Genomic DNA, 26,468 nt, shown 5'->3' with positions numbered 1-26,468 from the left:
TCGGGATCTGTGGTTCGGGAGCAGGGGCCGTCACGAATGCTCAGCAACGCCCTTTTGGGGTGGGTTGCGGCAGTTCTTTGTCGTATTTCGTGATCAATCCATGCGTGGCGGGATGCTTGCACGATCTTGAAGAGGGGGAGAAATGGTTGACCCGAATACGGACATTGGGTATATGAATGGTCAACCAGTGGAAGGGGAGGAATTTCTGGCCAATCCCGCTATTGACGCGGGTGTCAGGAACTCCGCCGGGCCACAGCGATTCCGCGCGAAGGATTTACGGCGGACGGCCCCGCGTGGTGACGTCTCTCACGACGTGAACATGACGCGAACACGGCGCCGCGCCGTGGATTCCGGCCAGGAAGGCGGGAGTCCACGGCGCGGTTTCCGCCGTTCTCGTTCTGTCGGTTCCGTCAGCCAGGCCGGTTCCGTCGGTCAGGCCGGTTCCGGGGCGGCAGGCGCTACGCGAAGTGCTCCCGCAGTCGGGCGTGAGCGGCGGCCGGCGCCCCGAGGTGGTCCAGGGCCAGCAGCGCCGCCCCCAGCACCGGCGGCGCGGTCACGACGCGGGGCACGGCCCGGGGCGCCCGCCCCGCCAGCCCCGTGACGACGCGCTCGTGCAGCAGCGGATGGCGGGCCGCGAGAACCCCGCCGCCCAGCACCACCGGCACCGCCGCGTCGAGCAGCCCCAGCCGCTCCAGGGCGGCCGAGGCCAGGGCGACCACCTCGTCGGCCTGCCGCGCCACGATCGCCCCGGCCACCGCGTCACCGGCGGCGGCCACGGCGAAGAGCACCGGCGCCAGCTCGTGCCGGCGCTCCCGCTCGATCCGCCCCAGGTGGAGGGCCTCGACCAGCTCCGGCATCGTGGACAGCCCGAAGTGGGCCGGGAGTTCCCGCGCGAGGGCCGTCGGCCCGCCGCGCCCGTCCGCCGCCCGCGCCGCCCACCACACCGCCTCCTCGGCCAGGTGCGCCCCGCCGCCCCAGTCGCCCGAGATCCGCCCGACGGCGGCGAACCGGGCGACCCGCCCCCCGGGCGCCAGCCCCGAGCAGTTGATCCCCGCCCCGCACACGACGGCGACACCCGCCGGCTCCTCGTCGGACAGCCCCGCGCGCAACAGCGCGAAGGTGTCGTTGGCGACCCGGACGCGCGGACCCGCCGCCGGATCGCCCGCCGGCCGGTTGCGCCGGGCGATGGCCTCCGCCAGCTCCGCCTCCTCCACGGGGAAGTCGGCGCCCGCCAGGCAGGCCGAGAAGAGACGGACGCCCGCCGGGCGGGGGAGCCCGGCCAGCGCCTCGGCGACGGCCGCCTGGAGGGTGTCCACGGCGCGTTCGACCCCCGTCGACTGCGGCCGGAAGCCGCCGCCCCGGGCCCGGGCGGCCACCGCGCCGTCCGGGCCGAGGACGGCCACGTCGGTCTTGCTGCCGCCCGCGTCGATCGCCACGATCACGCCCACGCCAGGTGCTCCCGGTTGTGGTGGAGGAGGGCGTCCGTCAGCTTCTCCGCCCGGTCGGTCTGGCCGACGAGCGGATGGGCGAGGAGTGCCGCGAAGACCCGGTCCCGGCCGCCCTTGAGGGCCGCCTCCAGCGCCAGGTGCTCATAGGCCGTCACATGCGCGACCAGCCCGGCGTGCAGCGGCTCCAGCGGCCGTACGGGCAGGGGGCGCGCCCCGGCCGCGTCCACCGCCGCGGGCACCTCGACGACGGCGTCGTCGGGGAGGAAGGGCAGCGTGCCGTTGTTGAGCGTGTTGACCACCTGGACGGGCCCGGAGCCGGTCAGCAGCGACGACGTCAGCGCCACGGCGGCCTCCGAGTAGAACGCCCCGCCGCGCTTCGCCAGCAGCTCCGGCTTGTGGTCCAGCGCCGGGTCGGCGTACATCTCCAGCAGCTCGCGCTCCATCGCCGCGACCTCGGCCGCCCGCGAGGGCTTCGTCCGCAGTTCCTCGACGACCGCGTCGTGCTCGTAGAAGTAGCGCAGGTAGTACGAGGGGACGACGCCCAGCCGGTCCAGCAGCGGGCGCGGCATCCGCAGGTCCGCCGCGATCGCCTCGCCGTGCTCCGCGAGCAGCGCGGGCAGGACGTCCCGGCCGCCGACGCGCACCTCGCGCTCCCAGGTGAGGTGGTTCAGGCCGACGTGGTCCAGCTCGACCTCGCCGGGCGCCACTCCGAGCAGGGCGGCGAACTTCCGCTGGAAGCCGATGGCCACGTTGCACAGCCCGACAGCGCGGTGCCCGGCGGTCAGCAGGGCGCGGGTGACGATCCCGACGGGGTTGGTGAAGTCCACGATCCAGGCGGCGGGGTTGCGGCGGCGCACCCGCTCGGCGATGTCCAGCACCACCGGGACTGTCCGCAGCGCCTTGGCGAGGCCGCCCGCGCCCGTGGTCTCCTGTCCCACGCAGCCGCACGCCAGCGGCCAGGTCTCGTCCCGCTCGCGGGCCGCCTGGCCGCCCACGCGCAGCTGGAGCAGGACGGCGTCGGCGCCGTCGACGGCCGCGTCGAGGTCGTCGGTCCAGGTGACCCGGCCCGGGTGGCCCTGTGCGGCGAGGATGCGCCGCGCCAGGCCGCCGACCGGCTCCAGCCGTCGCGCGTCGGGGTCGACGAGGACGAGCTCCTCGACGGCGAGGACGTCGCGCAGCCGTGCGAATCCGTCGACGAGTTCGGGGGTGTAGGTGGAGCCACCACCCACTACTGCGAGCTTCAACCCTTGACTCCTGTCAGTGTGACGCCTTCGACGAAGGCCTTCTGGGCGAAGAAGAAGACGGCGATGACCGGCGCCATGACCAGCAGGGTGGCGGCCATCGTCAGATTCCAGTTGACGCTGTGGGCGTTCTTGAAGGACTCCAGGCCGTAACTCAGCGTCCAGGCGCCCGGGTTCTGGGCGGCGTAGATCTGCGGCCCGAAGTAATCGTTCCAGCAGGCGAAGAACTGAAACAGCGCGACCGCCGCGATGCCCGGCTTCGCCATCGGCACGACGACGCGCAGCAATGTGCGCAGCTCGCCGCAGCCGTCGAGCCGCGCGGCCTCCAGGTACTCGACGGGGATGGTGAGCAGGAACTGCCGCAGCAGGAAGATGGAGTACGCGTCGCCGAACGCCAGCGGCACGATCAGCGGCCACAGCGTCCCCGACAGGTGCAGCTGCTGGGCCCACACCAGGTACATGGGGATCACGACGACCTGCGGCGGCAGCGTCATCGTGGCGATCACCAGGCCGAGCGCGGCCCGCCGGCCCCGGAAGCGGAACCGGGCGAGCGCGTAGGCGACCGGGACGGAGGAGCACACGGTGAACAGCGTGCCCAGCCCGGCGTACAGCAGCGAGTTCCGCCACCAGGTGAGGAAGCCGGGGGTGCGCAGGACCTCCGCGTAGTTGGACCAGTGCCAGGAGCGCGGCCACAGCTCGCCGCTCATGGCCTGGTCGTCGCTCATCACGGAGGTGAGGAGGACGAAGACGAACGGCAGGGTGAAGAAGAGCGCCGCCGCCACGGCGGTGGTGTGCACGGCGATCCAGTGCAGGACGCGGCTCCGTCTCATGGTTCAGTCCTCCGCCCCGAGCAGCCCGGCGCGGCCGCGCATCAGCAGCGCGGCGGCGGCCATGGCGACGGCGAAGAGCACCAGGGAGAGCACGCACGCGGCGCCGGTGTTGAAGTTCTGGAAGCCGAGGGAGTAGACGAGCTGGGTCACGGTGAGCGTGGAGTGGTCCGGATAGCCGGGCTGGAGGGTCGAGCCGGGGCCGACGCCGACCCCGGAGGCGAGCTTCCCGGCGACGAGCGCCTGGGTGTAGTACTGCATCGTCTGCACGACGCCCGTCACGACCGCGAACATCACCACCGGGGTGATCGCCGGCCAGGTGACATAGCGGAACGTTGCGATGGCCCCGGCGCCGTCGAGCTTCGCGGCCTCGTACTGCTCCTTGGGCACGTCCAGCAGGGCGGCCAGGAAGACGACCATCAGGTCGCCGATGCCCCACAGCGACAGCAGCACCAGCGAGGGCTTGGCCCAGTCGGGGTCGTTGAACCAGTCGGGGGCGGAGACGCCGAGCGCCGTGAGGGCGCCGTTCACCGGGCCGGTGCCCGGGTTGAGGAGGAAGACGAAGGCGACCGTGGCGGCCACGGGCGGGGCGAGGTAGGGCAGGTAGAAGGCGGTGCGGAAGAAGCCGGCGCCCGTCTTCACCTTGGTGACCAGCAGCCCGGTGCCCAGCCCGAAGACGACGCGCAGGGCCACCATGACCACGACCAGCCACAGCGTGTTCCACAGCGCCGGCCCGAACAGCGGCATCTGCGTGAACACATACGTCCAGTTGCGCAGCCCCACGAAGGACGGGGGCCGGATCTGGTTGTAGCGCGTGAAGGAGAAGTAGACGGTGGCGATCAGCGGATAGCCGAAGAAGACGGTGAAGCCGATCAGCCAGGGGGAGAGGAAGCCGAGGACGCGCAGGCGTTCCCGGGTGTGCCGGAGGTGTGCCATGACAGGGGGGCCTTCGTCGGGTAGCGGACGGTGCGGGCGGGTCGGCCGGCCTGGTCAGTCGGCCGTCTGCCGGGTGTCGGCGTCGATCCGCCGGTCGAGGCGGCGCAGCCCCCGGCCCAGGTCGGGGACCCGGCCCGCCTCGCTGCCGTAGGCGAAGTCGCGCAGGGTACGGAGGTACATCCCGCCGTTGGCCGAGGGCGGCATGGAGACGCTGTGCGGGTCGGCGGCGATGTCGACGAAGGTGCGGAAGGCGGGGTCGGCGTCGAGCGCGGGCGAGGCGAGCGCGGCCTTGGTGGAGGGCACGTTGTGGATGGCGTTCGCGAAGGCGACGACCTGATCGGTGTCGGTCGTCAGGAACCGCACCAGCTCCCAGGCCGCGTTCTGGTGCCGGCTGCTGTGCGCGATGCCGATGACCGTGCCGGTGAGGCAGCCGCGCCCGTAGGCGTCCGCCTGGTCGTCGGGTACGGGCATGGGGGCCGTGGCCCAGCGGAAGTCCGCGCCGTCCTCCTTGAGCATCCGGCCGCGCCACTCACCGTCGAGGTGCATGGCGACCTTTCCCGTGCGGAAGGCGTTCTGCGTGGACATCTCCGCGCCGAAGGTGGTGCGGAACCGTTCGAGCGGGCCGTAGCCGCCGAGGGCGGTGACCAGGCCCCGCTGGAAGCGGAAGAACTGTTCCGTCGCGGGCTCCCGGGCGAGCCGGGACGTCCCGTCGGCGTCGAACCAGTCGGGCGCCCACTGGGCGAAGAGCCGGTCCGGGCTGTTCTCGTAGAACCGGAAGCCGGGCATGAAGCCGAGCTGTTCGTAGGAGCCCCCGGCGGACCGCCGGGTGAGCTTGACGGCCGTCTCCTTGAACTCCGACATGGTGCGCGGCGGCCGGGCGATGCCGGCCTTCTCGAAGGCGTCCAGGTTGTAGTAGAGCCCGTAGGCGTCGGCGAGCAGCGGGAGGGCGCACTGCCGGCCCCGGTAGGAGGTGTAGCCGAGGAGGGTCCCGGGGAAGACGGCCGTCTTGTCCAGTCCGGACTTCCGCAGGAAGGGGTCGAGGTCGGCCCACATCCCGGAGGAGCAGTACTGGCCGACGTTGTCGGTGGTGAAGGACGACACCACGTCGGGCGTGGCGCCACCGCCCGCCCGCAGTGCCTGGTTGACGGTGTCGTCCGTGACGTTCCCGGTCGTCACCACCCGGATGTTGGGGTGCCGCCGCTCGAACCGGGCGATCGCCGCGTCGACGGCCGCGACCTCGCTCCTCTCCGACCAGCCGTGCCAGAACCGGAGCGTCACCGGGCGGGCCGGGTCGTCCTCGGCGCTCCCCACGGCGGGGCGGGCGCAGCCGGAGAGGAGTAATCCGGCCATCGTGAGGAGCGTGATGCGGTGTCGTAATCGCTGCATGGCGGAGCTTCCTTGGCGGCGGTGGACGGGGGGTGTCGCGCGGTGGGGGGAAGCCGGGGAAAAACGGCGTCAGGCGGTGTCGAAGACGTCGTTCCGGACGTCGGCGAGGGCGGTGCGCAGGGCGCCGATGAGGATGGCGGAGCCCGTCACCTCGCTCAGCCGCAGCCGGGGCCGGGGCAGTGCGAGCCCGGTCAGCCCGGTCTCGACCACCGCGCGGAGCCGCTCACCACCCGCGCGGCAGACCGCGCCCGAGAGCACGATCAGCTCCGGGTCGACGACGGCGACGACCGCCGCGAGCCCGGTGGCGACACGCGATCCCAGCTCGGCGAGGAGGGCGTCGGCGGCCGGGCCGGGGGTGCGCGCCGCGCGCTCCAGCGCCTCGGGGCCCGTGGGGGCGTCGAAGCCGTGCTCGCGCGCGAGGCGGGCCACGGCCGGGATGCCCACGAGCGTCTCGAAGCCGCCCCCGCCGTCCGGGGCGTTCCCGGCCCCGCCGCGGGCGAGCGGGGCGCCGGGCAGGGGCATGTAGCCGATCTCGCCGGCGCCGCCGGTCGCCCCGCGCAGCAGTCGGCCGCCGAGGACGATGGCCGCGCCGACGCCCTCGTCGATCCAGACCAGGACGTAGTCGTCGGTGTCGTGCGCGGCACCGGTGTGGCGCTCGGCGACGGCGGCGAGGTTGACGTCGTTCTCGATGACGACCGGGGTGCCGATGACCTCGGCGAGCTCGGCGCGCAGGGTGCGCGAGTGCCAGCCGGGCAGGTGCGGGGCGTAGCGCAGGGTGCCGGTGCGCGGGTCGAGGGCGCCGGGGGTGCCGATGACCGTGCGGTGGAGGGCCTCGCAGCCCAGGCCGGCGGCGGTCAGCGCGCCGTCGACGGCGGCGGCCACCAGATGGGCGGTGCGGCCCGGCACCCCCTCGTCCGTGACGTCGGCCTCGACGCGGTGCTCGCCGAGCACGGTGCCCGTGATGTCGGCGACGGCGGCCGAGATGCCCTCCTTGTCGACGGAGAGGCCGGCCACATGGGCGACCGAGGGGTCCACCTCGTACAACTGGGCGTTGGGCCCGGGGCGGCCGGTGACATTGCCGACGGCGCGCACCAGCCCGGCGGCCTCCAGCCGGGCGAGCAGCTGGGAGGCGGTGGGCTTGGACAGCCCGGTGAGCTCGCCGAGGCGGGTACGGGTCAGGGAACCGTGGCTGATCAGCAGGTCCAGCGCGGCGCGGTCGTTCATCGCGCGCAGGACACGGGGCGTCCCGGGGATTCCGGTTCCGGCCATGGCGTGTGGTCCCCCGACCTGTCTGTAAGGAAACTTTCCTATCGTTTGCATCAGGACGTTAGGCGCAGGTCAGCGCACCGTCAAGAAGTCCGGACCGGCGGAATTTAATATTCCGTGGGTGTCCCGCAGTAAAAATAGCGCGACATCCCCGCGACCCCACGGGTAGGTTCCCGACGCATGGAACCACTGGGCGACAGCGAGATACGCGCCTCTTTCGTCAACTGCTCGAAGGGCGAGGCCCGCAGGATGAGCCTGCCCCGGGAGCTCGACGGGCTCCCCTGGGCCGATCTGGACTTCCTGGGCTGGCGGGACCCGGGCGCCCCGGACCGGGGCTACCTCGTGACGGAGCGGGCCGGTGAGCTGATGGGGGTCACCCTGCGGGTGCCGCAGGGCGGGCCCCGGGCCCTGACCAAGACCACCATGTGCTCGCTGTGCCTGACCGCGCACGGTGGTTCGGGCGTCTCCCTGCTGGCCGCCCGCAAGGTCGGCGCCTCCGGCCGCGACGGCAACACGGTCGGCGCCTATATGTGCGCGGACCTGGCCTGCTCGCTGTACGTACGGGGGAAGAAGACGCCGCTGATGGCCATGCGCTACAAGGAGTCCCTCTCCGTCGAGGAGCGCCTGGACCGGCTGCGCGGCAACCTCGACGACTTCCTGGACAAGGTCCTCCGGGAGGGCTGACACCCCGGGACGGACCAAGGGCCCCCTTGCCACATCGGCGGCGAGGGGGCCCTTGGCCTGTCCCCGGGGACTCCGGTGCTACGGCTTGCCGAGCGTCACGCCCGGCGGCACCGGCGGTATCGGCGCCGTGGCCAGCGACTGAGGGGAAGCGGGGTTGGCCATGGCGGACGGGGCGGCGACGGCCGCCGCCGGGTCCGCCGCGGCCGCCGTCCGCAGCTCCTGCTCGTGCGGCTGGCCGACGATGGCGATGCCCTCGGCGTCCAGGGCGCGCTTGATGCGCCAGCGCAGCTCGCGCTCCACGGAGAGCGCCTTGCCCGGCACGGTCTTGGCCGACACCCGGACGACCACCGAGTCGAGGTAGACCGCGTTCAGGCCCAGCACCTCGACGGGCTCCCACAGCCGCTCGTTCCACGGCTCGGCCTTCTGCATCTCCTCGCCGGTGCGCTCGATCACCGCGCGCACCCGGTCCAGGTCCTCGTCCGAGCGCACCTGGACGTCGACGCCCGCGGTCGCCCAGCCCTGGCTGAGGTTGCCGATCCGCTTGACCTCGCCGTTGCGGACGTACCAGATCTCGCCGTCGGCGCCGCGCAGCTTGGTCACGCGCAGCCCGACCTCGATGACGGTGCCCTTGGCGACGCCCGCGTCGACCTCGTCGCCGACGCCGTACTGGTCCTCCAGGATCATAAAGACGCCCGAGAGGAAGTCGGTCACGAGATTGCGGGCGCCGAAACCGATGGCCACGCCCGCCACACCGGCGCTGGCCAGCAGCGGCGCCAGGTTGATCTTGAGTACGGAGAGCACGGTCAGCGCCGCCGTACCCATGATCAGGAACGAGGCGACGCTGCGCAGCACCGAGCCGATGGCCTCCGAGCGCTGGCGCCGCCGCTCGGCGTTGACCAGCAGACTGCCCAGCGCCGTGCCGTCGACGGCCTGGGCGGTGCGGTTCATCCGCGCTATCAGCTTGGTGATGGCCCGGCGGATCAGGGAGCGCATGGCCACCGCGATCACGACGATCAGGATGATCCGCAGGCCGTTGCTCAGCCAGATGGACCAGTTCTCCTCGACCCAGCCCGCGGCGTCGCCCGCCGTGCGTTGGGCCTCGTCCAGGGACACCGGGCGGGGCGTCGCGTCTGCGGCCAGGGCGGCGGACCGGAACACAGCAGAAATCCTCCGATAGGGGACGTGACCCGTGGCGAGGAGTGGTACGGGCCGATCCACCACACTAACGGGGCAGACGAAATGCTCCGTTGTTGTGTTCGAGATGGGACGCGTCTTGCGCATGCGTGGCCGTGATTGTCCGGGGTGTGCCCCAAAACACCTGAGACCCGTTACCCGATGATGGTGGCGCTTGTGGCGGGGGCCAGGGGACACTTGCAGGAGATCGTCCCGGCGCGAGCCACGCGCCGCCGGCGTACAAGGAGGCACCCGTGCCGCATGTCCTGGTCCTCAACGCGTCGTACGAGCCGCTCGGCGTCGTACCGCTCCGCCGCGCGCTCATACTCGTCCTCAATGAGAAGGCCGTCAGCCTTGAGGACACCGGCGCCTTTCTGCACAGCGCGACCTGCACCATCCCCGCACCCAGCGTCGTCCGCCTGAAGCGCTTCGTGCGGGTGCCCTTTCGGGGCCCCGTCCCGCTCACCCGCCGTGCCCTCTTCGCCCGGGACGGCGGACGCTGCGCGTACTGCGGTGGCGTCGCAACCAGCGTCGACCACGTCGTCCCGCGCAGCCGCGGCGGCCAGCACAACTGGGAGAACGTGGTGGCGGCCTGCCGCCGCTGCAATCACGTCAAGGCCGACCGGCACGTGTGGGAGCTCGGCTGGCGGCTGCGCCATCAGCCCGCGCCGCCGTCCGGCCTGGCGTGGCGGATCATCGGCACGGGCCATAGGGACCCGCGCTGGTTGCCCTACCTGGAGGCATACGGCGCCGAGGACGCGATGGCCCGGATCGACGGCATTTCCGCCTGAGACGACCGGGCCTTCTTCGTTCACGGCCGCACGTTTGTCCACGGCCACGCGCGCGGGCGGCGCCGGGCGAGGCCCGGCGCCCCCGCTCAGGAGCCCTTGGCGGGCTCCCGCACGGCGTAGGCCTCCACCTCCCACAGCGAATACCCGAAGCGGGTCGCCCGCTTCTCGCCCTGGACGCGCACGAACCGCGCGTCCGGCGCGTCCATGCGCACCGACTCCACGCCGCCCTTGCCGTCGGTGACCACCGCCGCGTCCCGCCAGGTGCGCCCGTCCGGCGAGACCTGGACGCGGTAGCGGAGGGGGTGGGCGTCCTGCCAGTGGAGCACCAGCCGGCCCAGCCGGACCGGCCGGGCCAGCTCCAGCTGCCACCAGGCGGCGTCGGTGCGCGGGGACGACCAGCGGGTGCGCGGATCGCCATCGATCGCGGCCGAGGCCGGGAAGGCGGCGGTCTCGTCGCCGGAGGACGTCGCCCGGGCGCCGCGCGCCAGGTCCGGGCCACCGGTCGGCGGATACGCCCGGACGGTCACCGTCTTCTCCTGCCCGGCCAGCCGGATCGGCACCGTGAACGTCCGGGCGGGCGCCCCCGCCGGCACCGACAGCTCGATCCGGGCCGTGGTCACACCTCCGCGCACGGCGGTGAGCTCGGCCGGGGCCTTGACGTTCACGCCCGTCGGCGCGGCGACGGCGAGCCGCTCCCGGATCGCCTCCGGACGCTGATTGATCATGCGGAGCTCGACGACCGCGGGCCGCCCGCCGATCTCCGCGTCCATGTCGCCGCCGGTCAGCTCGACGTCCGCGGTGGGGCTGTCGGCGAACCACGGGGTGAGCTCGTGCACCGGGGGCGGGGTGGCGCCGCCGTCCCACACCACGCGCAGCGCGTCGGCCCGTACGCCCTTGCCCGGCAACTGGGTCCAGCCGCCGTCCGCGACCCGGCCCAGCGGCTGCCAGCCCCGGGCCGGGTCATGGGCCTCGACCACGCCGGCCGCCCCCGGCGCGGGCCCGGTGAGCAGGGTGACCACGGTCAGCGGACGCGGCTCGGGCAGCCGCACGGACAGCGGGACCCCCGGCCGGGGGGTGACGGCCGTGGCCGGGTCGCCGTCGGTGGCCGCGCCCGCCGTGCGCAGCGGCCGGTCGACACCGGTCCAGCCGTTGGCCCGGGCCAGGGCCGTCTCGAGGAAGGGCAGCAGCACGCCCTTGCCCACGGTCGCCCGGCCCGCCGTGATCGCCTCGCGCAGCCGCTGGACGTCCAGCTGGGCCTGCCAGGCCGCCGCGCCGTCGCCCCGCGCCTGCGCGGTGATCATGTCCACGGCCCGCTGTCCCGCCTCGCCGTGCCGGCCCAGCTGCTCCAGCCACGGCCGCACCTCGGCGCCGAGCAGCGGGGTGAGCCGCGCGGGGGCGTCGGCCATGGTGCGGAAGGCCGCCTTCAGCCGGTCGGCGGCCTCGGCGAGCCTTCCCGCGTCCGCCGTGCCCTGGGCGTCCCAGAAGGCGTCCAGCAGCGGGCGCAGATACGCCGACTCCTCGCCGCCGAGCACCGAGGACGCGTCGTTCGCCGCGAGCGCCCGCAGGGCCTCGCGCGTCGCCGGGTCACCCGACTGTCCGCCCGCGAGGTCGTCGACGGCCGCCCGCCAGGACTCGTCGGGCCGGTAGCCGCGCGGATTCCACGCGTAGTCGGCGGCGGTGAACAGCGGGATGCGCGAAGCGACGGGCTGCGCCGCGGCGTTGGCCAGCAGCGCGGCGGAGCCCGCGGCCACGGCCGGCTCACGGCCGGTGTACGGGCCGAGGAAGATACGGTCCTGCGCGAAGTCGTTGACCGGGTAGTTGTCCATGGTCACCAGCGGGTGCCCCAAGGCCGCCCGGGCGTCGGCCAGTTCGCCGCCGGTGATGGTCTTCGGCACCACCCCGACCCCCGTCCAGGCCACCTCCACCCGCCGGTCCAGCGCCTCGGCCAGCGCGCGCCGGAAGGTGGTGCGCCCGTCCTGGTAGTACTCGGTCGGCAGCAGCGACAGCGGGGCCGCCTCCGGGCCCTTGGCCGCCAGGTGCTTCGCCAGCTCGCCCGCGACCTTCGCCTGCGCCTTCGCCGCCGCCTTGGGGCCGGAGCCGAACGCGTCCGCGTCCGCGTCGCAGTGCCACTCGCTGTAGCTGACGTCCTGGAACTGGAGCTGGAAGGCGCGCACCCCCAGCGCCCACATCGCGTCGACCTTGCGCTTGAGCGCTCGCATGTCCGAGGCCGACGAGAAGCACATCTCCTGCCCCGGCGCGACCGCCCAGCCCAGCGTCACATGGTTGCGGCGGGCCCGCTCGGCCAGCTCCCGGAACTCCGCGCGCCGCTCGGCGGGATAGGGGGCGCGCCAGCGGGCCTGGCGGTAGGGGTCGTCGCCGGGCGCGTAGAGATACCGGTTCTGCTTGGTGCGGCCCAGGAAGTCCAGCTGTGCCAGCCGTTGCTGGTGCGACCAGGGCTGCCCGTAGAAGCCCTCGGTTAGCCCGCGCACCGCCGTGCCCGGCCAGTCGCGGATCACGGCCCCCGCGAACGCGCGGCCCCCGTCGTGCGCCACGGCCAGCTGGCGCAGCGTCTGCGCCGCGTGGAAGAGCCCGTCCTCGCCCACGCCCGCCAGCGCCACCACCGGCCGCCCGTCCAGCTGCCCGGCGGCCAGCCGGTAGCCGCCCGAGGGCAGGTCGTCGACCGGCTGGGCGCCCAGCGAGCGCAGTGTGTCCTCGGCGGCCTTCCCGCCCGCGTAGACGATCAGGCCGTCGGCCGGCGGGGTGCCGCCGGGCTGCGCGTCGACGACCGTCCGGGCGCCCTGGGCGCGCAGCACGTCGCGCAGCGCCTCCAGGGCGTACTGGTCGGTCCCCTGATCGGCCATCAGCGTGACCTCGTCGCCCACCCGCGCGTACGCGCCCAGGGCCCGCGCCGACTGGGGGCGCGGCCACACCGGCGGCAGGGCCCCGGCGCTCTCCCGGTCCGGCGAGCCGGGTGAACCGGCGGCGGCCGACGCGGCGTCACCCGGTAGGGGGTCGGCGACGGCGTCTCCCGCCCCGCCGAGCAGCCCGCCGAGGAGCGCGGCCGCCAGCACGGTGACCCCGGCGCGGCGCGGTCCGGGGCGCCCCAGACGCCCCGTGCCCACGGCCCTGCCGGTCCGCTCGCTTCCGTGGGACATGGTTCTTCTCCTCCGGACGCGTTGCGGGACCGAGTTGCGGGACCAAGGTGGGGGACCAAGGTGTGGGACCAAGGCGTGGACCGAGGTGCGGGGCGGCGCCCCGGAAAAGCCGCGACGAGCCCATCACCAGCGCTGAAGCGATGTCAACGCAGGTGACCGAACTGCCGGTAATGCCCGGCGGGATGTACGGATGTGTCGTCCGCCGCGCGGAGTGGGTAGGCAGAAGCAGTCGGCGGTGGCGACCACGGAGGTCCGGATGGACAGAGCACGCCTCGCCGCTCTGCACGGCGTCGCGACGTCCTACGAGAGCGCGCCCGGCAGCGTCGTCCGGGTCCCCGAGGACACGCTCGTCGCCGTCCTCGCCGCGCTGGGCGTCGACGCCTCCACGCCCCGGGCCGTCCGGGACGCCCTGGAGGCCCGCGAGCAGACCGAGCGCGGCCGGCTGCTGCCCCCGGCCGTCGTCCTGCGGGGCCGCGCGGGCGCCCGGCCCCGGCTCCCGCTCCCCGAGGGCACGGCCCTGAGCGTCGAGACGGAGGACGGCGCCACGCTCCCGTGGGGCATGGAACAGGACGGGGAACCCCTCCCGTACGGCGGCCACGTCCTGCGCGCCCGCACCCCAGACGGACGGTCCGCGAGCGCGCCGCTGATCGTCGCGCCCGAGCGGCTGCCCGCGCCCCCCGCGCGCGGCCACGGCTTCCTGGTCCAGCTCTACTCCCTGCTGTCCGCCCGCTCCTGGGGCATGGGCGACCTGGGCGACCTCGCCGACCTCGCCGCCTGGGCCGGCCGCTCCGCCGGCTCCGACTTCCTCCAGGTCAACCCCCTCCACGCGGCCGTCCCCGGACCGCCCACCGACCCTTCGCCCTACCGCCCCTCCTCGCGCCGCTTCCCCGACCCCGTCCATCTGCGCGTCGAGGAGATCCCCGAGTTCGCCTATCTGGCCGGAGCGGCACGCGAGGAGGCCGGGACGCTGCTCGCCCGCGCCGCCGCCCTCCGCGAGGCCGTCCTGCGCCACGACGCGCTGATCGACCGCGACGCCGTCTGGGAGCTCAAACGCCGGGCGCTGGAGTTGCTGCGGGCCGTCCCCGCGTCCCCCGGCCGCCGGGCCGCCTACGCCGCCTTTCTCGCCGAGGGCGGCCAGGCCCTCGACGACCACTCCACCTGGTGCGCCCTCGCCGAGGTCCACGGGCCCGACTGGCGGTCCTGGCCCGCGGGCCTGCGCGACCCCCGCTCGGCCCGTACCGCCCGCGCCCGCGGCGAGCTGCTGGACCGCGTCGACTTCCACTGCTGGCTCGCCTGGCTCACCGACGGGCAGCTGGCCGCCGCCCAGCGGGCCGCCCGCGACGCCGGCATGCGCGTCGGACTCGTCCACGACCTGGCCGTCGGCGTCCACCCCTCGGGCGCGGACGCCTGGGCCCAGCAGGACGCCTTCGCCGCCGGGATGTCCATCGGCGCGCCCCCCGACGCCTTCAGCCCCCACGGCCAGGACTGGGGCCTGCCGCCCTGGCGCCCCGACGCCCTCGCCGCCACCGGCTACGCCCCCTACCGCGATCTGCTGCGCGGGCTGCTGCGGCACGCGGGGGCGCTGCGCATCGACCATGTGATGGGCCTGTTCCGGCTCTGGTGGGTGCCCCAGGGCTACGAGCCCCGGCGGGGGGCCTATGTGCGCTACGACGCCGAGGCGATGCTGGGCGTCCTCGCCCTGGAGGCGCACCGCGCGGGCGCCGCCGTCATCGGCGAGGACCTGGGCACGGTGGAGCCCGGCGTCCGGGAGGCCCTGGCCGAGCGCGGGGTGCTCGGCACATCGGTGCTGTGGTTCGAGAAGGACTACGCCGGTGACGAGGAGGACCCCGGTCCGCTGCCCCCGGAGCGCTGGCGCGAGGCCTGTCTGGCCACCGCCACCACCCATGACCTGCCCAGCACCGCCGCCCGGCTCACCGGTGACCACGTGGCGCTGCGGCACCGGCTCGGGCTGCTCACCCGGCCGCTCGCCGTCGAGCAGCGCGAGGACACAGCGGACGTCGCCCGCTGGCTGGCCGTCCTGGGACGGCTGGGCCTGCTGCCGGAGGGGCCCGGCGACGAGGAGGGGGCGGTCCTGGCCGTCCACCGCTTCCTGCTGCGCACCCCCGCCCGTCTGGTCGGCGTCTGGCTGCCGGACGCGGTCGGGGACCGCCGCCCGCAGAACCTGCCGGGCACCTGGGACCAGTACCCGAACTGGCGGCTGCCCGTGGCCGACGCCTCGGGCCGGCCGCTGTCGATGGAGGAACTGGTGGCCTCGCCCCGGCTCCAGGCGCTGGTGGACGAGGTGCGGGCCCTGGCGGACGGGGCGCGGGGCGGGCCGGCCGGCGGTCCGGGTGGCGATAGGCCACCCCGGGCGCGCGGCCCCCACGCCGGTCCGATAATTTGAGGTTGTGAGCAATAAGGTCAACAAGAACGCCGTGCGCGCCGGTGCGATCTCCGCCGGCACGCTGCTGATGCTGCTGATGTCGTCCCCCGCCTTCGCGCTCACCCGCGACGACGGTGACGACCCGGGCCCCGGCCTGAGCGTGATCAACACGCTCGGCCTCTACGTGGCCGCACCGATCGTCCTCTTCCTGGTCATCGCGGGCCTGACCATGGTCCTCGCCAGGAACTCCGACAACGCCGCGACCCACACCGTCAACACCCACCACTCGCGCTGACACCACCGCGCGGAAGCGAAAGCCGACACCCTGAGGGTGTCGGCTTTTTTGCTGCCCTTTTCGCTGTAGGGGCCACGGGCTTTGGCATTCGGGGGACGGTTAACCTACGGTGTCGTAACCTACGCCACCGTAGGTGATGATCGTTCCAGGAGCTGCCCGTGACCATCGCCCCCACTTCCCACGGCTCGGCCGTCTGGAGCGACAGCCGCCTGCTGTACGCGCTCGAGGAAGTCGTCGAGACCGAGCTGAACCGCCACCTGAAGGTCGCCAAGGAATGGATGCCGCACGAGTACGTGCCGTGGAGCGACGGGCGGAACTTCGACGGCGTCATGGGCGGCGAGGCCTGGGCGCCCGAGCAGTCCAAGGTCAGTGACATCGGGCGCACCGCCCTCATCGTCAACCTGCTGACCGAGGACAACCTCCCCAGCTACCACCACGAGATCGCCCAGCTCTTCGGCCGCGACGGGGCCTGGGGCACCTGGGTGCACCGCTGGACGGCGGAGGAGGGGCGGCACGGCATCGTCATGCGCGACTACCTGCTCACCTCGCGCGCCGTCGACCCGGTGGCGCTGGAGCGGTTCCGGATGCAGCACATGTCGGAGGGCTTCGAGTCCGACAACCGGCACAGCATGCTCCACTCGGTGGCCTACGTCGCCTTCCAGGAGCTGGCCACGCGGATCTCGCACCGCAACACCGGCCACCACTCCGGCGACCCGGTCTGCGACCGCATGCTCTCGCGGATCGCCACCGACGAGAACCTCCACATGGTCTTCTACCGCAACCTGCTCAAGCAGGCCTTCGTGCTGGCGCCCGACCAGACGATGAGCGCGGTCCGGGACGTCGTCACCGGTTTCCGGATGCCGGGGCACGGCATCCCGGGCTTCGAGCGGGCGGCCGCGACGATGGCGATCGGGGGGATCTACAACCTGCGGATCCACCACGACGACGTGCTGCAGCCGGTGCTGCGCTTCCTGAAGGTCCTGGAGATCGACGGGCTGGGGCCGGAGGGGCTCCGGGCCCAGGAGGAACTGGGCCTGTTCATGGAGGGCCTGGACGACCAGGGCCGTAAGTTCGAAGAGCGCCGCCAGGCGCTTCTCGCCCGTCGCGCCGCCCGTCAGGGCTGAGGGGCCCCGGTCCCGCCCTTTCACCGTTTCTTCCAGGGGCTCCGCCCCCGGACCCCCGCTCCTCAAGCGCCGGAGGGGCTGAAATCAGCCCCTCCGGCGCTTGAGCGCGGATTACGCCGTCGCCGCCGCGTCCGCCGCCTGCGCCTTGAGCGCCCGCTCGACCCCCGCACGGGATTCGGTCACCAGCCGCCGCAGCGCCGCGTTCGGCTCGGCCGAGGCCAGCCACGCGTCCGTCGCGTCCAGCGTGGCCTGGGAGACCTGGAGGGCCGGGTACAGCCCGACCGCGATCTGCTGCGCCATCTCGTGGCTGCGCTTGTCCCAGACGTCCTTGACGACCGCGAAGTACCGCTCCGCGTACGACGCGAGGAGCTCGCGCTGGTCGGCCTGCTGGAAGCCGCCGATCACCGACTCCTGGACCGCGTTGGGCAGCTTGTCGGACTCGACGACCGACGCCCAGGCCTCGGCCTTGGCCTCCGCCGCCGGGCGGGCGGCCCGGGCCCACGCGGCGTGCTCCTCGCCCGCCGACGTCTTGTCGCGCTCCAGCTCGGCGGCGATGGCCTTCTCGTCGGCACGGCCGGTCGCGGCCAGCCGGCTGAGCAGGTCCCAGCGCAGGTCGGTGTCGACGGCCAGGCCCTCGACGGTCTCGGTGCCGTCCAGCAGCCCGGCGAGCAGGTCCAGCTGCTCGCCGGTGCGGGCGGTGGCCGCGAAGGCCCGGGCCCAGGAGAGCTGGTGGTCGCTGCCCGGCTCCGCCGCGCGCAGGTGCTCGAGCGCCGCCTCGGTCCACTTCGCCAGGCCCGTCTCGCGCCAGGCCGGGGACGCGTAGAGGTCCAGGGCGGTCTTGACCTGGCGCTGGAGGGACTGCACCACGCCGATGTCCGACTCCTTGGCGATGCCCGAGAGCACCAGGTCCAGGTAGTCGCGGGTGGCCATCTCGCCGTCGCGGGTCATGTCCCAGGCGGAGGCCCAGGACAGGGCGCGGGGGAGGGACTCGGCGAAGTCGCCCAGGTGCTGGGTGACGACCGCCAGGGACTCGGCGTCCAGGCGCACCTTGGCGTACGACAGGTCGTCGTCGTTGAGCAGCACGACCGCCGGGCGCCTCTTGCCGACCAGCTGCGGGACGTCGGTCAGCGCGCCGTCGACGTCCAGCTCGACCCGCTCGTCGCGGACGAGCTTGCCGTCCTTGAGCTCGTAGAGGCCGATCGCGATGCGGTGCGGGCGCAGGGTCGGCTCGCCCTTGGCGCCGGCGGGCAGGGCCGGGGCCTCCTGGCGGACGGCGAAGGCGGTGATGACACCGGCCTCGTCCGTGGTGATCTCGGGCCGCAGGATGTTGATGCCGGCCGTCTCCAGCCACTTCCTCGACCAGGCGGAGAGGTCGCGGCCGGAGGTCTTCTCCAGGGCGCCCAGCAGGTCGGACAGCCGGGTGTTGCCGTAGGCGTGGGCCTTGAAGTAGGCCTGCACGCCCTGGAAGAAGGCGTCCATGCCGACGTAGGCGACGAGCTGCTTGAGGACGGACGCGCCCTTGGCGTAGGTGATGCCGTCGAAGTTGACCAGGACGTCGTCCAGGTCGCGGATCTCCGCCATGATCGGGTGGGTCGAGGGCAGCTGGTCCTGCCGGTAGGCCCAGGTCTTCATGGAGTTGGCGAACGTGGTCCACGAGTGGGGCCACTTGCTGCCGGGCGCGTAGGCCTGGCAGGCGATGGAGGTGTACGTGGCGAACGACTCGTTCAGCCAGAGGTCGTTCCACCACTCCATGGTGACCAGGTCGCCGAACCACATGTGGGCCAGCTCGTGGAGGATCGTCTCGGCGCGCAGCTCGTAGGAGGCGTCCGTGACCTTCGAGCGGAAGACGTACTGGTCGCGGATGGTGACCGCGCCCGCGTTCTCCATGGCGCCGGCGTTGAACTCCGGCACGAAGAGCTGGTCGTACTTGGCGAAGGGGTAGGCGTAGTCGAACTTCTCCTGGAACCAGTCGAAGCCCTGCCGCGTCACCTCGAAGATCGCGTCCGCGTCCAGGAACTCGGCGAGCGACGGACGGCAGTAGATGCCCAGCGGGACGGTCCGGCCGTCCTTCTCGTAGGTGCTGTGCACCGAGTGGTACGGGCCGGCGATCAGCGCGGTGATGTACGTCGAGATGCGCGGGGTCGGCTCGAAGCGCCAGACGTTGTCGGCGGGGCGCTCGGGGGTGGGGGAGTTGGAGATGACCGTCCAGCCCTCGGGGGCCTTCACGGTGAACCGGAACGTCGCCTTAAGGTCGGGCTGCTCGAAGGAGGCGAAGACCCGGCGGGCGTCCGGCACCTCGAACTGGGTGTACAGATAGGCCTGCTGGTCGACCGGGTCCACGAAACGGTGGAGGCCCTCGCCGGTGTTGGTGTACGCGCAGTCGGCGACGACCTTCAGCTCGTTGCGCCCGGCGGCGAGGCCCGGCAGCGCGATGCGGCTGTCCTTGAAGACGTCGGCCGCGGCCAGCGCGGTGCCGTTCAGGACGACCTCGTGCACGGTGGGGGCGACCAGGTCGATGAAGGACTCGGCGCCCGCCTCGGCGGAGTCGAAGCGCACGGTCGTCACGGACCGGTAGGTGCCGCCGTCCTGGGCACCGGAGAGGTCGAGCTCGATCTCGTACGAGTCCACGCTGAGCAGCCGCGCCCGCTCCTGTGCCTCTTCGCGGGTCAGATTCGTACCGGGCACCTGGGCCATCTCCTTCACATCGCGATTTTCCGGCCATCCTTCCACGCCGTGCCCGGGACGTCGCCCTCCGTACGCTGACGGCGGATGAACGAAGGGGCGGGCCGTGGCGGCCCGCCCCTTCGCCTCGTTCGCGCCCGGCGTCAGCCGCGCAGCTCCTCGGCGACGAGCTCCGCGATCTGGACGGCGTTCAGCGCGGCGCCCTTGCGGAGGTTGTCGTTGGAGAGGAACAGCGCCAGGCCGTGCTCGACGGTCTCGTCGACGCGGATGCGGCCGACGTAGGAGGCGTCCTTGCCGGCCGCCTGGAGCGGGGTCGGGATCTCGGACAGCTCGACGCCCGGGGCGGCGCCCAGCAGCTCGTAGGCGCGCTCGACGCCGATCGGCCGCTCGAAGCGGGCGTTGACCTGGAGGGAGTGGCCGGAGAAGACCGGGACACGGACACAGGTGCCGGACACCTTGAGCTCCGGGATGCCCAGGATCTTGCGGGACTCGTGACGGAGCTTCTGCTCCTCGTCGGTCTCGAAGCTGCCGTCGTCGACGATCGCGCCGGCCAGGGGCAGCACATTGAAGGCGATGGTGCGCTTGTAGACGCCCGGTGCGGGGAAGTCCACGGCCTCGCCGTCGTGGGCGAGCTCGGTGGCCCGCTCGGCGACCGCGCGCACCTGCCCGTCGAGCTCGGCCACACCGGCCAGGCCGGAGCCGGAGACCGCCTGGTAGGTGGTGGCGATCAGGGCGGTCAGCCCCGCCTCCTCGTGCAGCGGCTTGAGGACCGGCATGGCGGCCATCGTGGTGCAGTTCGGGTTGGCGATGATGTCCTTGGGGCGGTTCGCGATCGCCTCCGGGTTGACCTCGGAGACGACCAGCGGCACCTCGGGGTCGCGACGCCACGCGGAGGAGTTGTCGATCACGACGGCGCCCTGCGCGGCGACCTTCTCGGCCAGCGCCCTGGAGGTGGCGCCACCGGCGGAGAAGAGCACGATGTCCAGACCGGAGTAGTCGGCCGTGGCCGCGTCCTCGACGGCGATCTCCGTGCCCGCCCAGGGCAGGGTCGTACCGGCGGAGCGGGCCGAGGCGAACAGCCGCAGCGTGTCGACGGGGAATTTGCGCTCGGCGAGGATCTTGCGCATGACTCCGCCGACCTGGCCGGTCGCTCCGACGATTCCGATCCTCACGAGGACTCCCTACTCGCATTCAGCACGTGCGTTCTACGACGGCTGGCGTGGTTCGTACGGTTCCCATCATGCGGTGCCACCCGCCCCATAAGTCCAATCGGTTGTCCGAGGGGCGGGACGGGGCGGCTTCAGGGCCATGCGTCGGGGATGTCCTCCGCCGGGTCGGCGTCGTCGCCGGTGTCGACCATGAGACGGGGCGGGCGCCCCCCTGGACGCCCGCCCCGTCTGCCACAGGTCCCCGGAGGGTTACGGCAGAACCTTCTCGATCTTCACGCTGCCGGTCCCGGCGACCGTGCCGGCCGCGTTGGCCAGCTGGACGTCGCCGAAGAAGGAGCGGCCCTCGGGAGCCGCGCCGGCGACCACGACCTGGGCCGTGAGCTGGGCGGACTGGCCCGCGCCCAGCTTGACCGGGTCCGCGCTGGTCTTGATCTCGCCCAGGGAGGGGGCGAGGTAGACGTCGCGGTAGTCGTAGGCGGTGCTGCCCGCCGGGACGGAGTAGCCGCTGACCTCGATCGTGTACTCGCCGGCGGCGGGCTTGGCCAGGGTGACCAGCTCGTCCGAGCCGCCGCTGGTGGAGGAGCCGACGACCTTGCCGTCCTTGAGGACGGCCAGGTCCAGGTCGGCCTTGGGGTCGGCGGTGCCGCCGATCGCGGCCTCGAAGCGGGTGACGCCCTCGCCGAGGGTGACCTTGGTGGTCTGCTTCTCACCCTGCTTGATCACCGGACGGGCGATCTTCGAGGAACCCAGCCCGCCGCCCTTGAGGGTGCCGTCCAGGGCCGCGAAGCCGTTGGTGGCCTTCCAGGAGACGGCGACCGGCGTGCCGACCTTGGCCTCGGGGACGGTCTGGACCGCCGGCTCGAAGGTGGCGCCGAGCGCCGAGGCCGTCAGGGTGTAGGGGTTGTCCAGCAGCGGGGAGGTGCGGCGGGACTCGACCTCGATCTCCCAGACGCCAGGCAGCGGGTTGGCGTAGGTCCGCAGGTCCGGGCGGCAGGTGTTGGCCGGGTTCTTGTAGTTCGGGTAGCAGTTGACCGTGGAGGAGGGGTCGACCGGCACGCCGTTGGAGTTGATCGCGATGAACCGGGTCTGGCTGCCCTCGGCCAGCCCGCCCAGCGCCACCTCAAGGGTCTTGGCGCCCTTGGGCACGGTCACGAAGTACGAGGTGGACGCGTTCCGCGTGGCGGTGGCCGTCTTCTTCACCACGTACGCCGGCTGCGCCAGCGGCTCGGCGACCACGACGGTCGTCATGATCTGCTTGTCGACGCCCTCGGTGCGGTCGTCGTTCACCTCGAGGATCGCGCTGTGGATGCCCGCCGTCTTCGCCTTGGCCCGGACCTTGACGGTCACCGGCTTGTTCAGCGGCAGCTTGACCTCGTCGTCGCCGACCAGCGAGAACGTGCCGTCGTTGTTCTTCCACTCCAGCTCGTGCCACACGGGCTTGTCCGGGCCGGAGGTACGGGTGACGGTGACGTCGTACGTACGGCTCTCGCCGGCCTTGAGGCCGCCCTCGCGGTCGTAGAGGCCCGTGCCGAAGCCGGGGGTCTTCAGCGAGCCGGAGAGCACGGTGGAGACGGGGGCCTTGACCGTGTAGTCATGGGCGGTCGCGCCCTCGCGGATCGCCTCCCACGCCTCGACGATGTCGATGAGGCCGGCGCCCTGCTCGTACGCCTGGGCACCCTTGATCTTCTTCGCGGTGCTGGTGAGCGCCGTGCGCAGATCGGCCGGGGTGAGCTTCGTCTTCTTCTGCTTGGCGGCCGAGATCAGCAGCGCCGAGGCGCCCGCGGCCTGCGGGGAGGCCATCGAGGTGCCCTGGAGCATGCCGTAGCCGGGCGGCAGGTCGTAGCCGGACTCGGCGACGGGGGCGCCGGGCTCCCAGGTCGGGGTGGTGTTGATGGAGGCACCCGGGGCGGTGATCGTCGGGGTGAAGCCGCCGTCCTCGCGCGGGCCGCGCGAGGAGAAGGGCATCATCGCGTACGGGGTCTTCACCTCGGAGCCGTAGTTCGCGGCCCAGGTCTCCTTGGAGACGGACGCGCCGACGCTGATGACCTTGTCGGCCAGACCGGGGTCGCCGATGGTGTTGGCGCCGGGGCCGCTGTTGCCCGCGGAGATCACCAGCTGGACGCCGTAGGTGTCGATGAGCCGGGTGTAGAGCTCGGAGCGGGCGTTGTTGCCGTCGTTGAGCGCCGGCAGACCGCCGATCGACATGTTGACGATGTCCACGCCGCGGTTGACGACGAGGTCGATCATGCCCTCGGTGAGCGCCACGTTGGTGCAGCCGCCCGACCAGGTGCAGGCCCGGGAGGAGACGAGCTTGGCGCCGGGCGCCGCGCCGTTCATCTTCCCGCCGAAGAGGCCGTTGGCGGCCGTGATGCCCGCGACGTGGGTGCCGTGCTCGGACTCGATGACGCCGATGTTGACGAAGTCGGCCTTCTTGCCGGCCCAGTCGCCGCCCTTCGGGTCCATCGGCACGTCCTTGCGGATCTGCACGACGAAGGGGATGCGCTCGGCGATCGGGGTGGCGGGGTCGTCCTTGCCGAAGTACCCGACCTGGAAGCCGTCCTTGTACGGCTTCATCTCCTCGTCGTTCCCGAAGTTCCCGTCGTCGTCGAGGTCGACCCGGACGGTGCCCTTGGCCTTGTCGTAGAGGACCGCCCAGGAGTCGGTGGTGTCGCCGTCCCGGTTGAGGTCGCCCTTCATGTCGCCGCCGGCGGTGACGCTCTCCTTGAAGAGGGCCACCTGGTACGTGCCCGTGCCGGGCGCGGTGTAGGTGCGGCCGTTGAAGGAGAAGCTCGGGCCCGAGACGTCCTGCGTCATCGGCAGCCAGGTGCCGTCGGCGTCCGCCAGCGGGTCGGTCGCGGTGACCCAGTCGACGATCTTGCGCTCGCCGGTGCTGGTCTTCTGCAGCGCCGGGTGGCCGAGGTCGATGCCGGAGTCCAGGATGCCGATGGTCACGCCCCGGCCGTCGGCCTTGGGGTGGTCCTTGACGAACTCGACGGCACCGGTCTCGAAGGCCGGCTGGTACGGGTTCTTCGCCGGGGTGTCCTTGCCGGGCGCCGGGTACTTCTTGTCCTTGGCGAGCTTCGGCGCGCCCTGGGCGACGTCGGCGCGCGGAGTCGGGTCCGGGAGGGGGATCTCCTGCTTGAGGTCGATGCCGTGCACCGAGGCCAGCTTCTTGGCCTCGTCGATGGCGGCGTCGGCCTTGGCGGTGGGGACGGTCGCCCGGACGTAGCCGAGCTTGTCGTACGCCTGGCCCACCGAGGCGCCCTTGATCGCGTCCAGCTTCGCGGCGACCTGCCCGGTCTGGCCGGGCGCCGTGGCGATCATCATGGTGACGGTCTTGTCGCCCTCGGCCTTGGCCTTGGCGAGGAGGCCCGCGTCGTGCGAACCGAGCTTGTCCGACGGGGACTTCACCGGACCCGGGGCGGGGGTGGGCACCGGCTTCGGGTCGTCCGCGAAGGCGGGCGCGGCGCCCGCGGCGGTGAGGGCGGCCACGAGGGAGGCCGCGAGGGCTATTCGGGCCGCACGTCTCGCGCCGCCCGGCGCGATCGGGGCCTCGGGGGTGGGGGTGGTCATGGGCATCCCTGGACTGGAAGTGATGGAGCGACAGCAAAAAGAAGCGACAGCGGAAAGAACAGAAAGTGCACAACGCTGGGCACCACGACGCGGCGTCCGAAAATCGGAGCCGGATGAGCGATCACTTTTATGGAAGTGATGCGGGTTTGGGGAGAGTTGCCAGGGCAGGAATATAAAGATGGCGTAAACCCGCCACACGCCATGTGGGATGAAGCGGGACGGAGGGCCATGAAGCGGTCGGCGCCCTTCCCTCGGCTCAGTGCCTGTAGGACAAACGGACTAAAAGACTGCGGCCAAGGGTGGCTCAAGGGTTCCCACGCGGGTGAACGCTGAGTGAGCGTCAGTACGCCAGGGGACGAGTGGTGTATGTCAGTTCGCAGTAGCCAAGATCCATGCGATGTGACCGGCGGCGACCGTTGCGGCCCTGTTCACTCCCAGGTCATCCGGGCTGCCAACGATCCTTGACAACGAGGCCCGCCGCCCGCCCGCCAGACCGCTTGCCTTCGCGTTCGCACCCGGGGAGACCGCCATGCACCGCAGATCCCGCAGAACCGCAGAGTCGCAGCTCGACCGCCGTGCCTTCCTGGCCGCCGCGGGCGCCGTCACCACGGCCGCCGGACTCGGACTGGGGGCGGGCGACAGCCACGCGGCCGCCGATCCACCGCCCGAACCGGCCGCCCGGGCGACCGCCACCGCGTCCGCGACCGCCCAGGCCGCCACCCCCACGGCGGAGCCCGCCGCCCCCACCGGGGCCGGTACCACACTGGTCTCCGTCGCCGCGCCCCGCGGCACCGGCGGCTACCGGCGCCTGGGCGACGGACCCGGCTGGCCCCGGCAGGTACGGGCCGAGCTGGCCGCGCCCCGGGGCGGCCGCGAGGACCGGCGCACCACCCTCGCCTCCTTCGTGCAGTTCACCGACCTCCATCTGACGGACGTACAGCACCCGCTGCGCTACGAGTTCTTCCGCTCCGGCGAGCCCGGCGCCTGGCGTCCGCACGAGGCGCTCACCCTGCCCGGCGTGGTCTCCCTCGTCGAGCGGGTCAACAAGGTGCGCCGGGGCCCGGTGACCGGTACCCCGTTCGCATTCGTGATCACCACGGGGGACAACGGGGACGAGAACGCCAGGATCGAGGTGGAGTGGTTCCTCACCGCCCTGAGCGGCGGCCGGCTGGACCCCAACACCGGTGACCCCCGGCACTACGAGGGCGTCCAGAACAGCGGCCTCAAGCTCTACTGGCACCCCGAGGGCGACCTGCGCGACCAGGACAAACAGGCCGGCTACCCGAGGATCGACGGCTACCTCGACGCCGCCACCCGGCGGGTCGTCAGCCCCGGGCTGAACGTCCCCTGGTACTCCACCTTCGGCAACCACGACCTGCTCTCCGGTGGCTGCTACCCGGCGGCGGGCTCCTTCATCGCCGATGTCTGCGTCGGCGACCGCAAACTCCAGTACGTCCCGCCCGACGAGGCCAAATACCTGATGCAGGGCGAGGCGGGCGGCTCCGACCCCAGGGGCAAACGCATAGAGGCCATGCTCAAGACGCACCGGAAGGAGATGCGCAGGATCACCCCCGACCCGCGCCGGGCGCCGCTCACCCCCCGGCAGTACATCGCGGCGCACCTCGACCCCCAGCACGCCGGCCGGGGACCCGTCGGCCACGGCTACACCAAGGCCAACCTGGACTCCGGCACCCTCTACTACACCTTCAAGATCTCCGAGAAGGTCATCGGTATCAGCGTCGACTCCACCGACCCCGGCGGCCACTACCAGGGCTCCCTGGGTACCGACCAACTGAACTGGCTCGACCGGACCCTGACGGAGCATCGGGACCAGTACGCGCTGATCTTCAGCCACCACCCGAGCTGGAGCATGACCAACACGGTCCCCGACCCCGCCCGGCCCCGCGACAAAAGGCACGGCGGCGACGAGGTGATCGCCCTGCTCCAGCGCCACAACAACGTCCTGGCCTGGATCAACGGCCACAGCCACCGCAACCGCATCCGCCCCCGGGGGACCTTCTGGGAGATCGCGACCGCCTCCCACGTCGACTACCCCCAGCTCGCCCGCATCGTGGAGATCACCGACAACCACGACGGGACGATCTCCCTGTTCACCACCCTCATCGAGTCGGACGCCCCCTACCGCACCGACTTCCAGGACCTCTCGCAGTCGGGCCTGGCCTCCCTCTACCGCGAGCTGGCCTTCAACGCCCCCGGCTCGGACACCTCCCTCGCCGGGACGCCCACCGACCGCAACACCGAGCTGGTCCTCTCCACCCGATGACCCCCTGACCCGCCGACCCGCCGCCCCGACCCGCCGACCCCGCGGTGACGC

17 protein-coding genes are annotated in these 26,468 nt (G+C 72.6%); 6 read left to right on the top strand and 11 right to left on the bottom strand.

Features of this window, described 5'->3' with window-relative positions; translation table 11 throughout:
* Positions 1-458 precede the first annotated feature (458 nt).
* The 6 genes from ACFYZR_RS21505 to ACFYZR_RS21480 all read right to left on the bottom strand — a co-directional run bounded on the left by ACFYZR_RS21505 (position 459) and on the right by ACFYZR_RS21480 (position 7,107).
* Entirely contained in the window at positions 459-1,448 is a 990-nt protein-coding gene (locus ACFYZR_RS21505) for an N-acetylglucosamine kinase (protein WP_391912580.1), read from the bottom strand.
* Complete coding sequence (locus tag ACFYZR_RS21500; RefSeq protein WP_391912578.1) at positions 1,439-2,692, bottom strand: 6-phospho-beta-glucosidase; 1,254 nt, start codon at positions 2,690-2,692, stop codon at positions 1,439-1,441. Before ACFYZR_RS21500 ends, ACFYZR_RS21505 begins: the two co-directional genes overlap by 10 nt.
* A complete protein-coding gene (locus ACFYZR_RS21495; RefSeq protein WP_391912576.1) occupies positions 2,689-3,519 on the bottom strand; it encodes a carbohydrate ABC transporter permease in 831 nt (276 codons plus the stop codon). Before ACFYZR_RS21495 ends, ACFYZR_RS21500 begins: the two co-directional genes overlap by 4 nt.
* A gap of 3 nt (positions 3,520-3,522) precedes the next feature.
* A complete protein-coding gene (locus ACFYZR_RS21490) occupies positions 3,523-4,452 on the bottom strand; it encodes a carbohydrate ABC transporter permease (RefSeq protein WP_391912574.1) in 930 nt (309 codons plus the stop codon).
* Between the two features lie 54 nt (positions 4,453-4,506).
* Positions 4,507-5,838: an ABC transporter substrate-binding protein gene (locus ACFYZR_RS21485; RefSeq protein ID WP_391912571.1), complete on the bottom strand. Its 1,332-nt coding sequence runs from the start codon at positions 5,836-5,838 to the stop codon at positions 4,507-4,509.
* A 69-nt stretch (positions 5,839-5,907) separates the two neighbouring features.
* A complete protein-coding gene (locus ACFYZR_RS21480; protein ID WP_391912569.1) occupies positions 5,908-7,107 on the bottom strand; it encodes an ROK family protein in 1,200 nt (399 codons plus the stop codon).
* 177 nt (positions 7,108-7,284) lie between these two features.
* Between ACFYZR_RS21480 and ACFYZR_RS21475 the strand changes: the two genes are divergently transcribed.
* Entirely contained in the window at positions 7,285-7,788 is a 504-nt protein-coding gene (locus ACFYZR_RS21475) for an FBP domain-containing protein (RefSeq protein ID WP_391912567.1), read from the top strand.
* 78 nt (positions 7,789-7,866) lie between these two features.
* On the opposite strand, the gene ACFYZR_RS21470 is transcribed toward ACFYZR_RS21475, so the two are convergent.
* On the bottom strand, positions 7,867-8,946 hold the full coding sequence (locus ACFYZR_RS21470) for a mechanosensitive ion channel family protein (protein WP_391912563.1): 1,080 nt from the start codon (positions 8,944-8,946) through the stop codon (positions 7,867-7,869).
* A 269-nt stretch (positions 8,947-9,215) separates the two neighbouring features.
* Between ACFYZR_RS21470 and ACFYZR_RS21465 the strand changes: the two genes are divergently transcribed.
* Positions 9,216-9,752: an HNH endonuclease gene (locus ACFYZR_RS21465; RefSeq protein WP_126914175.1), complete on the top strand. Its 537-nt coding sequence runs from the start codon at positions 9,216-9,218 to the stop codon at positions 9,750-9,752.
* Between the two features lie 86 nt (positions 9,753-9,838).
* On the opposite strand, the gene ACFYZR_RS21460 is transcribed toward ACFYZR_RS21465, so the two are convergent.
* On the bottom strand, positions 9,839-12,907 hold the full coding sequence (locus tag ACFYZR_RS21460) for a beta-N-acetylglucosaminidase domain-containing protein (RefSeq protein ID WP_391912560.1): 3,069 nt from the start codon (positions 12,905-12,907) through the stop codon (positions 9,839-9,841).
* A gap of 256 nt (positions 12,908-13,163) precedes the next feature.
* On the opposite strand from ACFYZR_RS21460, the gene malQ reads away from it, so the two are divergent.
* The 3 genes from malQ (at position 13,164) to ACFYZR_RS21445 (ending at position 16,709) form a co-directional block, all read left to right on the top strand.
* Complete coding sequence (gene malQ / locus ACFYZR_RS21455) at positions 13,164-15,311, top strand: 4-alpha-glucanotransferase (RefSeq protein WP_391912558.1); 2,148 nt, start codon at positions 13,164-13,166, stop codon at positions 15,309-15,311.
* A 4-nt stretch (positions 15,312-15,315) separates the two neighbouring features.
* Positions 15,316-15,585, top strand: coding sequence for a hypothetical protein (locus ACFYZR_RS21450; RefSeq protein WP_229357981.1), 270 nt, complete (start codon positions 15,316-15,318; stop codon positions 15,583-15,585).
* A gap of 158 nt (positions 15,586-15,743) precedes the next feature.
* Positions 15,744-16,709, top strand: a complete 966-nt coding sequence (locus ACFYZR_RS21445; RefSeq protein WP_391912556.1) for an acyl-ACP desaturase — start codon at positions 15,744-15,746, stop codon at positions 16,707-16,709.
* Between the two features lie 111 nt (positions 16,710-16,820).
* Here the strand turns inward: ACFYZR_RS21445 and pepN are convergent, their stop codons facing one another.
* The 3 genes from pepN to ACFYZR_RS21430 all read right to left on the bottom strand — a co-directional run bounded on the left by pepN (position 16,821) and on the right by ACFYZR_RS21430 (position 24,133).
* On the bottom strand, positions 16,821-19,394 hold the full coding sequence (gene pepN, locus ACFYZR_RS21440; RefSeq protein ID WP_391912554.1) for an aminopeptidase N: 2,574 nt from the start codon (positions 19,392-19,394) through the stop codon (positions 16,821-16,823).
* Positions 19,395-19,534: 140 nt separating this feature from the next.
* Positions 19,535-20,563 (bottom strand): aspartate-semialdehyde dehydrogenase, encoded by a 1,029-nt coding sequence (locus ACFYZR_RS21435; RefSeq protein WP_391912552.1) that lies wholly within the window; start codon positions 20,561-20,563, stop codon positions 19,535-19,537.
* Between the two features lie 246 nt (positions 20,564-20,809).
* The gene (locus ACFYZR_RS21430) at positions 20,810-24,133 is read right to left on the bottom strand and encodes a S8 family serine peptidase (protein ID WP_391912550.1); all 3,324 of its coding nucleotides are present in this window, start codon (positions 24,131-24,133) and stop codon (positions 20,810-20,812) included.
* A gap of 529 nt (positions 24,134-24,662) precedes the next feature.
* On the opposite strand from ACFYZR_RS21430, the gene ACFYZR_RS21425 reads away from it, so the two are divergent.
* Complete coding sequence (locus tag ACFYZR_RS21425) at positions 24,663-26,417, top strand: TIGR03767 family metallophosphoesterase (RefSeq protein WP_391912548.1); 1,755 nt, start codon at positions 24,663-24,665, stop codon at positions 26,415-26,417.
* Positions 26,418-26,468: the final 51 nt, after the last annotated feature.

This window comes from Streptomyces sp. NPDC001678, from assembly GCF_042892945.1.
In the GTDB taxonomy this organism is placed as follows: Bacteria; Actinomycetota; Actinomycetes; order Streptomycetales; family Streptomycetaceae; genus Streptomyces.
The sequence above is the reverse complement of the archived record's forward strand: the minus strand, read 5'-3'. Positions and strand labels throughout refer to the sequence as shown.

Bases quoted from the DNA above. Each gene is read 5' to 3' on its own strand.
- ACFYZR_RS21495 (WP_391912576.1), bottom strand. From the start codon at position 3,519: ATGAGACGGAGCCGCGTCCTGCACTGGATCGCCGTGCACACCACCGCC.
- ACFYZR_RS21490 (WP_391912574.1), bottom strand. From the start codon at position 4,452: ATGGCACACCTCCGGCACACCCGGGAACGCCTGCGCGTCCTCGGCTTC.
- ACFYZR_RS21485 (WP_391912571.1), bottom strand. From the start codon at position 5,838: ATGCAGCGATTACGACACCGCATCACGCTCCTCACGATGGCCGGATTA.
- ACFYZR_RS21480 (WP_391912569.1), bottom strand. From the start codon at position 7,107: ATGGCCGGAACCGGAATCCCCGGGACGCCCCGTGTCCTGCGCGCGATG.
- ACFYZR_RS21475 (WP_391912567.1), top strand. From the start codon at position 7,285: ATGGAACCACTGGGCGACAGCGAGATACGCGCCTCTTTCGTCAACTGC.
- ACFYZR_RS21460 (WP_391912560.1), bottom strand. From the start codon at position 12,907: ATGTCCCACGGAAGCGAGCGGACCGGCAGGGCCGTGGGCACGGGGCGT.
- malQ (WP_391912558.1), top strand. From the start codon at position 13,164: ATGGACAGAGCACGCCTCGCCGCTCTGCACGGCGTCGCGACGTCCTAC.
- ACFYZR_RS21430 (WP_391912550.1), bottom strand. From the start codon at position 24,133: ATGACCACCCCCACCCCCGAGGCCCCGATCGCGCCGGGCGGCGCGAGA.
- ACFYZR_RS21425 (WP_391912548.1), top strand. From the start codon at position 24,663: ATGCACCGCAGATCCCGCAGAACCGCAGAGTCGCAGCTCGACCGCCGT.